General features: G+C 68.9%; 14 protein-coding genes and 1 pseudogene. 6 read left to right on the forward strand and 9 right to left on the reverse strand.

The window, feature by feature from the left end; genetic code table 11:
* Window positions 1-317: 317 nt before the first annotated feature.
* The 5 genes from Pph01_RS13840 to Pph01_RS13860 all read right to left on the reverse strand — a co-directional run bounded on the left by Pph01_RS13840 (window position 318) and on the right by Pph01_RS13860 (window position 4056).
* Complete coding sequence (locus Pph01_RS13840; protein ID WP_204073486.1) at window positions 318-740, reverse strand: DUF6157 family protein; 423 nt, start codon at window positions 738-740, stop codon at window positions 318-320.
* A gap of 49 nt (window positions 741-789) precedes the next feature.
* Entirely contained in the window at window positions 790-1425 is a 636-nt protein-coding gene (gene lipB / locus Pph01_RS13845; protein WP_204073487.1) for a lipoyl(octanoyl) transferase LipB, read from the reverse strand.
* 88 nt (window positions 1426-1513) lie between these two features.
* Window positions 1514-1705: a PspC domain-containing protein gene (locus tag Pph01_RS13850; RefSeq protein ID WP_204073488.1), complete on the reverse strand. Its 192-nt coding sequence runs from the start codon at window positions 1703-1705 to the stop codon at window positions 1514-1516.
* A gap of 119 nt (window positions 1706-1824) precedes the next feature.
* Window positions 1825-2847 (reverse strand): lysylphosphatidylglycerol synthase transmembrane domain-containing protein, encoded by a 1023-nt coding sequence (locus Pph01_RS13855; RefSeq protein ID WP_239116684.1) that lies wholly within the window; start codon window positions 2845-2847, stop codon window positions 1825-1827.
* A gap of 252 nt (window positions 2848-3099) precedes the next feature.
* Window positions 3100-4056 carry a hypothetical protein gene (locus tag Pph01_RS13860; protein ID WP_204073490.1) on the reverse strand — a complete coding sequence of 319 codons (957 nt, stop codon included), beginning with the start codon at window positions 4054-4056 and terminating at the stop codon, window positions 3100-3102.
* A gap of 74 nt (window positions 4057-4130) precedes the next feature.
* Between Pph01_RS13860 and Pph01_RS13865 the strand changes: the two genes are divergently transcribed.
* From Pph01_RS13865 to Pph01_RS13880, 4 genes and pseudogenes are all read left to right on the forward strand, one after another.
* A complete protein-coding gene (locus Pph01_RS13865) occupies window positions 4131-4727 on the forward strand; it encodes a TetR/AcrR family transcriptional regulator (protein WP_204073491.1) in 597 nt (198 codons plus the stop codon).
* Between the two features lie 38 nt (window positions 4728-4765).
* Window positions 4766-5344 carry an LURP-one-related family protein gene (locus Pph01_RS13870; RefSeq protein ID WP_204073492.1) on the forward strand — a complete coding sequence of 193 codons (579 nt, stop codon included), beginning with the start codon at window positions 4766-4768 and terminating at the stop codon, window positions 5342-5344.
* A gap of 557 nt (window positions 5345-5901) precedes the next feature.
* Window positions 5902-6957 (forward strand): annotated as a pseudogene (gene rho, locus Pph01_RS13875) (transcription termination factor Rho); the annotation flags it as partial.
* Window positions 6958-7008: 51 nt separating this feature from the next.
* Entirely contained in the window at window positions 7009-7284 is a 276-nt protein-coding gene (locus tag Pph01_RS13880; protein WP_204073494.1) for a hypothetical protein, read from the forward strand.
* A 92-nt stretch (window positions 7285-7376) separates the two neighbouring features.
* Here the strand turns inward: Pph01_RS13880 and Pph01_RS13885 are convergent, their stop codons facing one another.
* The 3 genes from Pph01_RS13885 to deoC form a co-directional block, all read right to left on the reverse strand.
* Window positions 7377-8243 (reverse strand): aldehyde dehydrogenase family protein, encoded by an 867-nt coding sequence (locus Pph01_RS13885; protein WP_204073495.1) that lies wholly within the window; start codon window positions 8241-8243, stop codon window positions 7377-7379.
* A 191-nt stretch (window positions 8244-8434) separates the two neighbouring features.
* Window positions 8435-9862 carry an aldehyde dehydrogenase family protein gene (locus Pph01_RS13890; protein WP_204073496.1) on the reverse strand — a complete coding sequence of 476 codons (1428 nt, stop codon included), beginning with the start codon at window positions 9860-9862 and terminating at the stop codon, window positions 8435-8437.
* A 12-nt stretch (window positions 9863-9874) separates the two neighbouring features.
* The gene (gene deoC / locus Pph01_RS13895) at window positions 9875-10822 is read right to left on the reverse strand and encodes a deoxyribose-phosphate aldolase (protein ID WP_204073497.1); all 948 of its coding nucleotides are present in this window, start codon (window positions 10820-10822) and stop codon (window positions 9875-9877) included.
* A gap of 243 nt (window positions 10823-11065) precedes the next feature.
* On the opposite strand from deoC, the gene Pph01_RS13900 reads away from it, so the two are divergent.
* Both Pph01_RS13900 and Pph01_RS43310 read left to right on the forward strand, forming a co-directional pair.
* Window positions 11066-11227, forward strand: a complete 162-nt coding sequence (locus Pph01_RS13900) for a hypothetical protein (RefSeq protein WP_204073498.1) — start codon at window positions 11066-11068, stop codon at window positions 11225-11227.
* 148 nt (window positions 11228-11375) lie between these two features.
* A complete protein-coding gene (locus Pph01_RS43310) occupies window positions 11376-14240 on the forward strand; it encodes an ATP-binding protein (RefSeq protein ID WP_275412830.1) in 2865 nt (954 codons plus the stop codon).
* A gap of 47 nt (window positions 14241-14287) precedes the next feature.
* On the opposite strand, the gene Pph01_RS13910 is transcribed toward Pph01_RS43310, so the two are convergent.
* On the reverse strand, window positions 14288-14857 hold the full coding sequence (locus tag Pph01_RS13910; RefSeq protein WP_204073500.1) for a TMEM165/GDT1 family protein: 570 nt from the start codon (window positions 14855-14857) through the stop codon (window positions 14288-14290).
* Between the last annotated feature and the right edge of the window lie 184 nt (window positions 14858-15041).

A 15041-nucleotide genomic window follows, 5' to 3' on the forward strand; every position in this document is an offset into this window, starting at 1 on the left:
AGCGTCGGGACAACTAATACCAGCGAGTAATCGGCGAGTAATTTCGATATGCTCGAATCTAGCAAGCACAGGAATAGGCGAGATATCAATAATTGTCCGGCTGTCGCGAGCCACCTCAGATCATCCCGACCTGCAGCAACTCACTTGAACGCGACACAACACCAAAGGTCGCGAAAATAACAAATCCGGCCAACTGAAATACCGGACGCCAAATCGCGCCCGAATTAAATCAACATATTTCCGAAATGCGCCGCACGGCCGAGACCACCCGCCATGCCGGCACGCCCCACCCGAGCAGCGTGCCGAAATACGACGACCTAAGCGCGCTTGGACCGCATCGCCTTGAGGACGGTCACGCCCGGCACCTCACCGGCGATGATCTGCTCGTACTCCGCCGAACCCTTCGGGCACAGCGTCACCCGGCCGGCGGCGTCGAAGCGCAGGCCCCAGCCGTACTTCTTGGGCAGGGGCGAGGCCCGCAGACAGGCCTGGGACCTGGAGAAGAAGCGCGCACGCAACTCCGCGCGCTCGGACTCCGAGGGCGCATCCGATTCCTGCCGCCGCAGCCACGTCTCGAACAGGACGTCTTCCTGCGTCAGGCCGCCGGGATCAGCGGAGATCATGTCGAACTGGATCACGGCGGCCGTCTGCTTGCCGCCCCGCAGAGCGGGCACCACGGCGCCGTCGACAGGGCAGTCGTCGGCGACCGTTATGAGCGTGTCGTAGTAATTCAGATCCACGGACCCATGATGCACAGCGACCACAGGTCCGAAAACCCCCGCTGACGGCTCAGGAGGCTTCGAACGCCCGGGCGACGGCGAGACGCGCCTCGTCCATGGACGTCTCCCCGACCTCTCGGGCGACGGACGTCATGTCCACGTCGGGCATCCCGCAGGGGATCGCGAGCTCCCATGGGCTCAGATCGCCGTCGACGTTGAGGGCGAAGCCGTGGCTGGTCACCGAACGGCTCGCCCGCATCCCCACTGAAACGATCTTGCGTACGGTGTCCTTGGTCCAGACGCCGGTGAGCAGTTCCGAACCGGGCGGGGTGTCCCGGCGCTCCGCCGGGACGCCGAGCGTCCCAAGCGCCTCGACCAGCCGCAACTCCACCTCACGGATGTAGTCGACGACGCCCTCGCCCGTGCGCAGCTTGACGATCAGGTATCCGACGAGCTGGCCGGGACCGTGATAGGTGAGCTGGCCACCCCTGCCTGTCTGGACGACGGGGATGCCGAACGACGGATCCGGGAGGTGCGACTGGAGGGTCCGTTTCGTGACCGTGAAGACCGCAGGATGGCTGAGCAGCCAGATTGTGTCCGGCCGCTCGTCGTTCTGCCGCTCCTCGACCAGGGCGTCCATGCGTTCCATGGCCTTCTCGTAGTCGACGAGGTCGTCCTTGATCAGTGCCAGAGGTCGTTCGCGCATCGTCACGTCACCTTTCCACCTGCGAGCATAAGCGCCGGTACGGCATGCCGCGGCGGGGCCCCGCGCCCCTGGGGAACCGGCGCTCCGCTCAGTACTGATAGTGCCTTTCGGGAGCCTTCGGGACGGCGACCCACATGATGAGGTAGATGACGAACTGCGGACCCGGCAGCACACAGGAGAGCAGGAAGAGCAGCCTGACCAAGGTGGGCGGCATCCCGAAACGCTCCGCGATGCCACCGCACACGCCCGCGATGATCTTGTGTTCTCTGGACCGGTACATCGGTGACCCCTTTCGTCGCCGGTTCAACGAACCGGCGTCGGACACCTGTTCCACCGAGAACCCTGATAAAACCCTGACCCACCCTCACCCACGGGTCCCCAGACGCTCGACACGCGACATCAACGCGTGAGGTCCCGGGAGGCGTACGGCATGCACGGGCTCAGCGAGACCGACCAGCGGACGAACGCGTCCCAGAACCAGTGCCCACCGGCCTTGAGCCGGGCACGCAGACCGTCGAGAAGCAGCAGCCACGCGGCCCAGCCGGCCACGAGGACGCCCCAGTAGGAGATGAGCCGGTACAGCAGCACCACGGCCGCCGCCGTGCCGGCCGTGACACCACCGCTGATCAGCGTGGCGGCCAGCCCGATCTCCGCGATTCCCAGGCCGCCGGGGATCAGGAGGAGCACCGCGGCCGCCTTGGCGGCGACGTATCCGAGCAACACCGTGTGCGGGCCGATGTGCACGCCGGCCGCCTCGCACACAGCGGCCAGGCATGCCACGTCGAGCAGCCAGTTGGCCAGCGCGAGCCCGGCCAGCATCAGCCGGTCGCGGCCCGCCACCGTGACCGCGCGCCGTGCGGCGCGCAACTGGTCCGTCGCCTTGGGGAAACGGCGCCTCAGCCACTCGCCGAACGCGCGGGGCCGAAACAGCGAGAGCGTCCCGACGAGCACGAGCACGAGTGCCACCGCGGTCAGGCCCGCCGGGCGGATGGACGGCTCACCCAGCACGGCCACCGCCCCGAGCACGACGAAGGCCGCGGTCGAGTACACGCCGCTGAGCACCAACGTGGCGGCGATGAGCGGCTTGGCCGCGCCCAGCCGCGCGAACTGTCGGGTGGCGTAGGCGATGCCGACGACCTGGCCCGCCGGGAGCGAGTTGGACACGGCGTTGCGCGCGTAGGTCAGCGCGACGGCCCGTGAGACCGTCAGGTGCGCTCCGCCGAGTATGAGCAGACGGCGGATCAGCCGGGCGAAGGTTCCCATCGACAGGATCTGCGCCAGCACGGCCACGCTCAGCCAGCCGGCGTTGAGTCCCGACATCGAATGCCAGACCTCATCGGGGTCGGGTAACCCGCTCTTGACGACGGACACCACCAGACCGGCTGCGACGCCGCCCAGTGCCCATCTCACCCAACGAGGCATGTCCACCACTTCTTCTTTCCTATACGGCCCGCGTGAGCGACGGCCGCATCGTGTGCGTACCGATGCATCGTCGCTCTCACGCGACGGCGGGGCGATGCCGGATCAGCGGCAGTTGCCCCGCCCGAGATTTCCGAGTTCCGGCAAGCCGGAACGGACCCCTCACCAGCGAAGAGCCATCGGGATCGCGGCTGTATTCCTGGCGAGACCACAAGGTGACGCAACTCTCCCAACGGCCGGGCCCGGGGAAGAGTGTCACCCCACCAGCACCGGCCGCGCGGCGGTCTCCGTGCGCCGGCGCGGCACGACCAGCAGCACGAGACCGAGCAGGGCCCAGCCCCCGAGCACGAACAGCGGCGTCGCGAGCGCCGCGCCGTCGAAGTGCACGACGTTCTTGACGGCTTCCGCGGCCTGGCCCACCGGCAGGACCTGGCCCACTGCGGCGTACCACTCCGGGATGAAGCGGGCACCGAGCGGGCCGCCGCTCGCGGGCAGGCCGATCGGGATGAACAGCAGCGCCGCCAGCCCGACTCCGGGAGCGCCGGCGATCCGCATGAGTCCTGAGGACACCAGGCCGATGGCCAGCGTGACCCCGGCCGACACCGCCACCAGGCCCGCGAACCGGCCCGGCAGAGCACCGAACACCACGTCGGACAACCAGGCGTTCGCCGTACCGACGACAAGAGCGGCCACGGCGAGCAGACCGAGGCGGCCGGCGAGGCCGAGCCCGGGGGCGACCCGGAACGTCAGCACGGCGACGGCGATGCCCGGAATCACCAGGGCGAGCACGTAGAACATCCCCGAGATGCCGCCCGCGTCGCCAGGCGGGAGGGGGATGGCGTCCTCCACGGCGAGCGGACGGCCCTGGGCCTGCGCGGCGGCCTGGAATACCTGCGTGATGACGGTCGAGCCGGTCCGGCCGCCGGCACTGGCGACCACGAGCCTGCCCGCGTCCGGGATCAGGACGGCGTCGACCTCCCGGTCCGCGAGGGCGTTCCTCGCGGAGCCTTCGTCGGCGTACGGCGTGAGGGTGAAGGCTCCGGGTGCCTTGGCGTCGAGGACGGCGTCGATCCCTGCCGCCGCCTGGGACGGCCCGACGACCGCTATGGGCACGTCATGGGGTTCGGGCTGGTGGAGCGCGCCCAGGAACGAGGCCGCGAAGACCATCCCCAGGACCGTGACCGCTCCGACGATCGCGATCAGCTTGCGCATCGTAATTCTCCATGTGTTGACTTCAACAGCGTTGACTTCAACATAGATGAATTCAACGTGGTTGAATAGCCCCCATGGAAAGCAAGAGCGGACGGCGTCCCGGATCGCCCCAGACGCGGGAGGCGATCCTCGACGCGGCGGTCGAGGCCTTCACCGAAGGCGGTTACGCCGCGACGACGATCCGGGCGGTCGCGCGTACGGCCGGCGTCGACCCGGCGCTGGTCATGCACTTCTTCGGCAACAAGGACGGGCTGTTCGACGCCGCCATCAGGGCGAGCGGCCTGCCCCTGCGCGAGCTGGGCGAGGTCATGGAGGGCGACATCGAGGGGGTCGGCGAGCGGCTGGTGCGCCGTTATCTCTCACTCTGGGAGAGCCCGGAGCACGGCCCCAAGTTGCGGGCCGTCGTGGGCTCGGCGGCGTCCTCCCCGGCGGCGGCCGTGATGCTCAAGGAGTTCATCACCAGCGAGGTGCTTCAGCCGCTCGCCAAACAACTCGGGGTCGACCGGGCGGAGACCCGGGGAATCCTCGCCGGATCCCATCTGATCGGAATCGCCTTCACCCGCTATGTACTGAACATCGGACCGGTCGCCTCGCTCGACAGCGAGCAACTCGTGGCCTGCGTCGCCCCGGCCGTCCAGCGTTATCTCACCGGCGATCTACCTTTTGCTTAGCGCGTATAGGGTGTGGTCACACCGTCTTTGGAGATCACATGGATATTTCACAACTCCAGGCGCAGAGTCGGCTCATCCTGCGTCAGAAGATCACCATGATGGTGAACAGGTACGTCGTCCACGTCGCCGAGCCCGACGGGTCCGAAGGTCCGATCGTGGCGTTCGCCGAGCAGAAGCGGATGGCGCTCAAGGAGCAGGTCACCCTGTTCACGGACGAGTCGCGGCAGCAGGCGCTCGCCGGATTCAAGGCCCGCAAGGTCATGGACCTCGCCGGTGAGTACGACGTCACCGACGGCACCGGAGCGGAGATCGGCTCGTTCCGGAAGGACTTCGCCAAGTCGCTGCTGCGCTCGACGTGGCACGTCCAGCAGCACGGCCTGCCGACGATGACCGGCCAGGAGCGTCGCCTCGTCGTGGCTCTGCTGCGCCGGTTCGCCGACTCCCTGTCATGGTTGCCGTACCACTTCGACTTCAGCGTCGGCGCCTCGATCGTCTTCTCGGTGAACCGCCAGTGGGGGCTGCGCGACCGGTACCTCATCGAGATCCACGACCCGCGCATCGACCGGCGTCTGATCATCGCGATGGCCGTCGCCCTGGACGCCCTCCAGGCCCGCTGACCCGAATTCGACGGCGCGGCCCGGGAATCCCCGGACCGAATGCCGTGTTATCTTGACCATAGGTCGCATGGTTCTGGCCTGATCTCAGGCACATGCACCTGGTTTTTCTCTTCACCACCCCGCCCCTCGGGCGTGATCATGCAGAAGTTCGCGATCATACGGGTCGACCTGCGCTTTCCCACATCGTGATCATGCGCAAGTTCTTCTGTTCCTCGTGTGACCTGCCGTTTCTCCTTGCGTGATCATGCACGAGAGGGCGGGCGCGGCATGCCGCCGGCGTCCTCCGCCGTACGGCGACGCCGACCACGTCCCAGAGCCGCGGATGCCATCGCCCGCTACGGGTGAGCGCCCACCGACGGACGGACTCAAGCTCCGGACCGATTCGAGCGCCATCCGCACGAACCCCCCGAGACAAGGAATCCACCATGACGACTACAGACACCATCCCGCGGACCGCGCACAGAACCAGATCCAGGAACGGATCCAGGACCGCGGCCAAGACCTCCGGCGTGAACGGGGCGGCCCGTGCGCCGCGACCCGCCGCCGAACCCACGACCGTCAGCGGCCTGTTCGACGGCGCCGCCAAGAACGCCGTCATCCGCGGCGGCGGCTACCTCCCCGGGCCGAAGGACGTCTCCGTACCGCCCGCGCTGGTCCGCGACCACGGGCTCCGCACCGGAGACGTCGTCGACGGCACCGCCCAGAACGGCAGGCTGATCAGCGTCGAGACGGTGAACGGCCTGCCGCCCGGCGCACCGCGGCCGGACTTCGCCGACCTGGTCCCCATTCACCCCACCGAGCGGCTCCGTCTCGAAACCGGCCCCGCCGTCCTCGCCACCCGCGTCATCGACCTGCTGGCACCGATCGGCAAGGGACAACGCGGCCTGATCGTCGCCCCGCCGAAGGCCGGCAAGACCATGCTCCTCCAGGCGGTCGCGAACGCGATCACCACCAACCACCCCGAGTGCCACCTCATGATCGTCCTCGTCGACGAGCGGCCCGAGGAGGTCACGGACATGCGGGAGTCCGTCCAGGCGGAGGTCATCGCCTCCACCTTCGACCGTCCCGCGACAGACCACATCGCCGTCACCGAGCTCGCGGTCGAGCGGGCCAAGCGGCTCGTCGAGCTGGGGCACGACGTCGTCATGCTCATCGACTCGATCACCCGGCTCGGCCGGGCGTACAACATGACGGCGCCCAGCGGCGGGCGCATCCTGACCGGCGGCATCGACGTCCGGGCCGTCCACCCGCCCAAGCGCGTACTGGGGGCCGCGCGCAACCTTCAGGGCGCGGGCTCGCTCACCATCCTGGCGGCCGCCCTGGTCGAGACCGGCTCGAAGATGGACGACAACCTCTTCGAGGAGTTCAAGAGCACCGGCAACATGGAGCTGCGGCTCAGCCGGAGCCTGTCCGAGAAGCGGGTCTTCCCCGCCGTCGACGTCACCGGGTCGGGCACCCGCCGGGAGGAACTCCTGGTCGACCCGGCCGAGCTGCCCCTCCTGTGGAAGTTGCGGAGGGCGCTGCACGACCAGGGCACGGTCGAGCCGTTCCTCGCGACGCTGAAGGGCACCGGCTCGAACGCGGAGCTGCTCCTCTCACTCCGGAACGCGTGACGCCCGGGCGTCCGCGTGTGAGAACCGTACGAACCAGGCATGATCACACGCATGAGCCAGTGGCGTGTCCTCATCGAGGAGAACATCGGCGGCGCCGACCACAAGGAGTGGCGGATCTCCGACATCTACGAGGTCGAGGGTGAGCGCGAAGAGGCCCGGGCGATCGCCCACGAGCTCGCGATGGCGCACTCGCCCAAACACCCTGCGCTTCCGCAGGAGAGGGCCGTCTACCGGATCAATGAGGACATGTGGCTGACGATGGTCATGGGCGTCAGAACCCGGTACCACTACCGCGTCACCGTAGCCGAGCTGATCTTCCGCGGCTGACTCCCACCCCCAGGTGCCGTGATCATGCACAGGGGTGGGGCCGGTCGACACACCGACCCCCGAACCTGTGCATGATCACGCCACAAGCGTCATCAGGTGCCGATCGGGTGCCAGACGGTCTTCGTCTCAAGGAAGGCCGTCATTCGCTCGGTACCGGGGTCGGCCAGCCAGTCGACCTTGGCGGACGGCGGGCGCAGGACGCGCTTGAGGTTCTCCGCCGCCGCCTCCTCACACGTGACCGCCAACTCCGCGTCGGCGCCGGTCAGGTCGATGGCGTTGACGTCCATGTGTCCCGCCAGCCAGGGCGCGATCTCGGCTGCCGAGCCCGTGAGGATGTTGACCACCCCTCCAGGCAGGTCCGACGTGGCCAGCACCTCGGCCAGCGTGATCGACGGCAGCGGCGCCCGCTCCGACGCGACCACCACACAGGTGTTGCCCGTGACGATCACCGGTGCGATCACGCTGACCAGCCCGAGCAGCGGCCCGGCCTCGGGGGCCACGACGGCGACCACACCGGTCGGCTCGGTGCTGGACAGGTTGAAGTACGGCCCGGCGACCGGGTTGGCCGATCCGCGGATCGCGCCGATCTTGTCCGACCAGCCCGCGTACCACACGAGCCTGTCCACGGCGGCGTCCACCAGCTCGCCTGCCTTGCGCACGCCCACGCCGTCGGCGTCGACGAGCTCGGCCACGAACTGGCTGCGACGTCCCTCCAGCATCTCCGCGACGCGATAGAGGATCTGGCCGCGGTTGTACGCGGTCGCGGCCGACCAGCCGGGGAAGGCCTTCCGCGCGGCGGCCACCGCCTCCCTGGCGTCCTTACGAGATGCCTTGGACGCGTTCGCCAGGAACTCGCCCTTCGAGGAGTTCACGACATACGACCTTCCGCTTTCCGACCGGGGGAAAGCGCCACCGATGAACAGCTTGTACGTCTTGCGCACGGCCAGGCGCTCACTCATCGAAGGATCCAATCTGGAGTGGACGGGCCGGCTGGTAGGTCTGGCCGCATCGGCATACGCCGCCCCGGTGAGCGAACCAGCCATGCCGTACGGCGAAGCGGGAGGAACGGAGCGCACGGGAGTAGCCCTCACCCGCGCCCGCGTTCATGCGGCGCACGAGACGGCGGCGCCGGCGGTCGTCACACAAGTCGTCACACCGCAAGGTAGGCCTCCAGACCGTGACGCCCGCCCTCGCGGCCGTAGCCGGACTCCTTGTAGCCGCCGAACGGCGACGTGGGGTCGAACTTGTTGAACGTGTTGGACCAGACGACGCCGGCCCGGAGCCGGGACGCCATCCACAACATCAGCGATCCCTTCTCGGTCCAGACGCCGGCCGACAGGCCGTACGGCGTGTTGTTGGCCTTCTCGACCGCCTCGGCCGGGGTACGGAACGTCAGCACGGACAGCACCGGGCCGAAGATCTCCTCCCGGGCGATGCGGTGCGACTGGGCGACCCCGGTGAAGACGGTCGGCGGGAACCAGAAGCCCTTGTCGGGGATCGGGCACGCCGGCGACCACCGCTCGGCCCCCTCGGCCTCGCCGGCGTCCGACAGCTCCCGGATCTTGGCGAGCTGGGCGGCCGAGTTGATCGCGCCGATGTCGGTGTTCTTGTCCAGCGGGTCGCCGAGCCTGAGCGTGGACAGCCGCCGCTTGAGCGCGTCGAGCAACTCCTCGGCGACCGACTCCTGAACCAGCAGGCGCGAGCCCGCGCAGCAGACGTGACCCTGGTTGAAGAAGATCCCGTTGACGATGCCCTCGACCGCCTGGTCCAGCGCCGCGTCCTCGAAGACGATGTTCGCGGCCTTGCCGCCGAGCTCCAGTGTGACCTTCTTGCGCGACCCGGCGACCGATCGCGCGATCAGGCGGCCGACCTCCGTCGAGCCGGTGAAGGCCACCTTGTCGACGTCGGGGTGGGCGACAACCGCCGCGCCCGTCGAACCCGCGCCCGTCACGATGTTCACCACGCCGGGAGGCAGGTCGGCCTGCCGGCAGATCTCCGCGAAGGCCAGCGCCGTGAGGGGCGTGGTCTCGGCGGGCTTGAGGACGACCGTGTTGCCGCACGCGAGCGCGGGCGCGACCTTCCACGCCAGCATGAGCAGCGGGAAGTTCCACGGGATGACCTGCCCCGCCACGCCGAGCGGCTGAGGCGAGGGGCCGAACCCGGCGTAGGACAGCTTGTCCGCCCACCCGGCGTAGTAGAAGAAGTGGGCCGCGACCAGCGGCAGGTCCACGTCACGCGACTCGCGGATCGGCTTGCCGTTGTCGAGGGACTCCAGGACGGCGAGCTCGCGGGCCCGCTCCTGGATGATCCTGGCGATGCGGAAGATGTACTTGGCCCGCTCGGAGCCCGGCATGGCCGACCACACGGTGAAGGCCTTGCGTGCGGCCTGGACCGCGCGGTCGACGTCGGCCTCCCCCGCCACGGCGACCTCCGCGAGCACCTCCTCGCTGGCCGGGTTGACCGTCTTGTCCCGCCCCTCGCCGAGGGGCTCGACCCACTCGCCGTTGATGAACAGGCCGTACGACGGCTTGATGTCGACGATGTCCCGCGACTCTGGCGCGGGTGCGTACTCGAACATGGGACGGCCGCCTTAGTCCAGGGTGAAGTAGTCGGGCCCGGCGTACCGGCCGGTGGCCATCTTCTGGCGCTGCATGAGCAGGTCGTTGAGGAGCGACGAGGCGCCGAGCCTGAACCAGTCGGGATCGAGCCAGTCCGGGCCGGCGGTCTCGTTGACCAGCACCAGATACTTGATCGCGTCCTTGGTGGTCCGGATGCCGCCCGCGGGCTTCACGCCGACCTTCCTGCCCGCCGTACGGAGGAAGTCGCGGACGGCCTCCAGCATGACGAGCGTGACCGGCAGGGTCGCGGCCGGCGACACCTTGCCCGTCGAGGTCTTGATGAAGTCGGCCCCCGCGATCATCGCGAGCCAGGACGCCCTGCGCACGTTGTCGTACGTCGACAGCTCGCCGGTCTCCAGGATGACCTTCAGGTGCGCGCTGCCGCAGGCGGCCTTGACGGCCGCGATCTGCTCGAAGACCGTGAGGTAGTCGCCCGCGAGGAACGCGCCGCGGTCGATCACCATGTCGATCTCGGACGCGCCGGCCGCGACCGCGAGCGCGGTGTCGGCGACCTTGACGTCCAGCGACGACCGGCCGCTCGGGAACGCCGTGGCGACCGAGGCGACCTTCACCCCCGAACCGCCGAGAGCCTGTACGGCCGTCGCGACCAGGTCGGGATACACGCAGACCGCCGCCACCGAGGGGACGGAGGAGTCGGTCGGGTCGGGGTGAACCGCCTTGGCGCACATCGCCTTCACCTTGCCCGGGGTGTCCGCACCCTCGAGCGTCGTGAGGTCTACCATCCTGATGGCGAGGTCGATGGCCTGCTTCTTGGCCGTGGTCTTGATGGATCGCGTGCTCAGCATCGCGGCCCGGGCGTCCGCGCCCACCCGGTCCACACCGGGTAGGCCGTGCAGGAACGCCCGCAGCGTCGAGTTGGAAGCGGCGACCTCCGCGAGCGGAGCAGTCGTAGTTGACACCGCACCAGCATCGCCGACCAGTCCGAATGATTCCAAACTGACCACAGCCGAGCCTCCCCTGGGTTTTTTGGCAAATCTGGCCCGAAGTGATCTCTACTGCCCGTCTAAGGCGGCCGTACGCCCGCCTTAGACGTCCTACGCCTCAGGTAGTGCCCGAGATAGGGCATCCGCCCGATGTGGCGGTGGGGGCCTTAGACCGAACCTTGAGTTGTCAGAGAAGAGGCAACACAAGGAGACACCGAAATGGGTCCCGAGCTTCAGTACCAGCTCATCATCAACCGGGTAGCCGACCTCCAGGAGGAGGCCGCCAACCACCGCCGCGCCCGCCAGGCGAAGTCGGCCAGGAAGGCGCACGAGCGCGGCGAGCGCCGGCGCGGCGTGTTCGGCAAGACCACCACCTCATGAGAACCGTCCCGAAGCCCGGCCGGCACCTCCCTCCCGGCCGGGCTTTCGTACCCCCGTGAACACACCTACGGGGACATCCGCGAGCGAACCATTCACCTCCAGATAAATCAGGGGAAGCCAACGCAGAGGGCATGAAATGCTGAACGACATGACGCGCCGTGCGGTGAGCCCTGTCTTCGTCGGGCGGGGTGCGGAACTGGGGACCCTGAACGAGGCATTCGAGCAGGCCCGTAAGCAGGCGACGTCAGCCGTGCTGGTCGGCGGCGAGGCCGGTGTGGGGAAGACCCGCCTGACCGTCCGGTTCGCCGAGCAGGCCGCTCAGGACGGCGCCCACGTGCTCGTCGGGGGCTGCGTGGAGCTGTCCACGGAGGGTCTGGCCTACGCCCCCTTCACCGCGGTCCTGCGGCAGCTCGTCCGTGAGTCCAGCGCGGGCGAGGTGGCCGCTCTCCTGCCCGAGGGGGCGGCCCGCGAACTGGCCAGGCTGCTTCCCGAGTTCGGCGAGCCCAGCGGCGACGAGGAGAGCGACTCCGCGAGGGCCCGGCTCTTCGAGCTGATCCTCACCCTGCTGGAACGGCTGGCCGAACGGCGGCCGCTGGTCCTCCTCATCGAGGACATCCACTGGGCCGACCGGTCGAGCCGTGACCTCATCGCGTTCCTCAGCCGCAACCTCAGGACCTCTCCCGTCCTCATGGTCATGACCTACCGGTCCGACGAGCTGCACCGGACCCATCCGCTCCGTCCCGTGCTGGCGGAGCTCGCCCGCGTGGAGGGCGTCATCCGCGTCGACCTGCCCCGCTTCACCCAGGACGAGGTCGCCGCGCAGATGGCCGGCATCCTCGGCGTCGCGCCCGAGTTCGCCAGAGTCGACAACGTCTACGACCGCAGCGGCGGCGTCCCGCTCTTCGTCGAGGCGCTCCTGGAGCATGACGACTGCTCGTTCCCCGAGTCGCTCCACGACCTGATCATCGGTTCGGTCGAGCGGCTTCCCGAGGAGACGCAACGGGTCCTGCGGACGGCCGCCGCCGGAGGCATGCGCGTGGGCCACACGCTGCTCGCGCTGGTCAGCGACCTGTCGGACATCGACCTCGAGAACGCGCTGCGCCCCGCCATCGCGGCCAACGTGCTCCAGGTGGCGGACGGCGAGACCTACGCCTTCCGGCACGCCCTGATCCGCGAGGCGGTCCACGACGAGCTGCTGCCCGGGGAGCACGCGCGGATGCACGCGCGGTACGCCGAGGAGATCGACAGGGACCGCAGGCTGGTGCCCCACGGCCGGGCCGCGATCGAGATCGCCCACCACTGGTATTCCGCCCGCGACGACCTGTGGGCTCTGATCTCCGCGTGGGAGGCGGCCAAGAAGGCGGCCAAGTCGTTCGCCTACACCGAGCAGATCCAGCTCCTCGAACGTGTGCTGACCCTGTGGAACAAGGTCCCCGACGCCGCGGAGCGGATCGGCGCCGACCACGTCACGGTGCTGGAGCGCGCCTCCGAGGCGGCGTACGTCTCGGGGGAGATGGATCGCAGCATGAAGTTCGTCAAGGGCGCGCTGAGCGAGCTCGACGAGCAGGAGACACCGGAGCGGGTGGCCGAGCTCCTGGTGCGGATGGCCAACATCAAGCAGCAGAGGGGCAAGCCGGGCGCCCTGGACGAGCTCCGGCACGCCGAGCGCCTCGTCCCCCGTCCAAGCGACATGCGCACCTTCGTGCTCGCCCGGCTGGGCGCCGAGCTGATGTTGATGAACGAGGTCGCCGAGGGGACCGCGCTCACCGAGGAGGCGCTGCAGGTCGCGCGTCAGAGGGGGCACGAGGTCCAGGAGGCCGACCTGCTGATGAACCTGGCCCTCGGGCACTCGATCTCGGGAGATCTCGAGACGACGTTCGCGACCAACGAACGCGCGCTGGCCATCGGCACGCGGCTGAAGTCGGCCCGTGTCATACTCCGCGCGCTCGGCAACAACGTCGACGCGCTCGACAACCTGGGCCGCTCGGAGGACGCCGTCGCGCTGGCCATCGAGGGCGAGAAGCTCGCACGGCAGTACGGCAGGTACCGGCAGCAGGGAGTGTTCATCGCCAACAATCGGGCGGAGGCACTGGAGTCCCTCGGCCGCTGGGACGAGGCGATCGAGATCGTCGACCACGCCATGAAGATGGGCCCGTCCCTGAGGAACCGCTGGCATCTGCTGCGGATCAGGGCGGATATCGCGATCGGGCGGGGCGAGGAAGACGTCGCCCAGAACATCCTGGCCGAGGTGGGTGCGCTGGCTCCCCTGCCCGCCCAGTGGACGCAGGAATGGATCTACAACACCCGCCTGCGCCTGGCCTGGCACCTGCTCCAGGGCGAGCCTCTGAAGGCCCTCGAGATGGCGGAGATGGCGCTGACGAACCCGCCTCTGGCGCAGAAGGCCATGCTGGGCTGGCGGTTGCTCGCCTCCATCCGGCTCGTCTGTGACGTGGCCGCGCCCATCGACCAGACGCGGACGGCCGCCGTACGTGCGGGGGGCGACGCGCTGGCGGACCGCATGAAGAGCAGCGGGCCCGTCGTCGACGCCTTCCGGCTGATCTACGCGGGTGACTTCGACGCCGCGGCCGAGGTGTGGAAGCAGCTCAAACGTCCCTACGCCCAGAGCAAGGCGCTCCTCCATGCCGCGGGCGACGCCGCCGCCGGCGGCGACCGGGACGGCGCCTGTGAGCGGCTCCGCGTCGCCCACCCGCTCGCCGTCTCCCTCCGCGCCGCTCCCCTGGTGACCCAGATCGAGTCCCTGGCCCGCCGCGTCGGGGGTCTGCTCTCCGAGCCGGTACGGCAGGCCGCCGACGAGCAGATCCTTCTGACGCCACGTGAGCTGGAGGTCCTGCGGCTCGTGGCCGCGGGGCGGAGCAACCGGGAGATCGCCGCCGAGCTGTTCATCTCGGCCAAGACCGCCAGCGTGCACGTATCGAACATCCTGCCCAAGCTCGGCGTCTCCAGCCGGGGCGAGGCGGCGGCGGCCGCGCACCGCCTCTCCCTGCTGGGCTGACCCCCGATTCGAGCAGACAGCTCAGGCGAACAGCTCAGGCGAACAACTCAGGCGAGCAGCGGCTCGGCCACCAGGATCACGCCGAAGACGGCGAACGCGGCGGCCGCGCCGTACCGGATCCACTTCTCCGGCAGATGCTTGCCCAGCACGCGGCCCACGCCGATCGCGAGGGCGTCCGCGGCGACCATCCCGACCGTGGAGCCGATCCAGGTGCCGAACCAGCCGTGCTGCGTCGCCAGCGTGATGGTCGCCAGCATGGTCTTGTCGCCGAGCTCGCTGAGGAAGAACGCGATCCCGACGGCGATGATGGCGGTGCGCCGCGCCCTGGCGGCCTTGCTCCGCTCCTCTTCGGTGAGCTCGTCGCCGCGCAACGTCCACGCGGCGAAGCCCAGGAACGCGATGCCCGCCGCGATGGAGATCGCGGTGGTGGGGAGGTTGTCGCCGATCAGACCGCCGAGGCCGACGCTCACGAGGTGGACCAGCGCCGTGGCGATCGTGATGCCCGTCAGCACCGGTAAGAGCTTGAACCGGGTCGCAAAGGTCATGGCCATGAGCTGGCTCTTGTCGCCGAGCTCCGCCACGAAGATCACAAGTAGAGAGATCCAGAACGCCTGCACAGGTCGCCTTTCTTCACGCGCGACCGGGCCGGCGATCCTCACCCGGGGGAGTCCGGGCATGGCTTCGGCCCGGCAGCATGGCTGTCGGGCCGAAAGTCTCGTCCGCCGCATGGGCTCCACGACCGGGCCGTTCGAGCCGGGGAGGCTCGGGCCAGTGTGTCGATCAGTGGATTGTGGACTACTC

This window comes from Planotetraspora phitsanulokensis (genome assembly GCF_016863295.1).
Lineage (GTDB): Bacteria > Actinomycetota > Actinomycetes > Streptosporangiales > Streptosporangiaceae > Planotetraspora > Planotetraspora phitsanulokensis.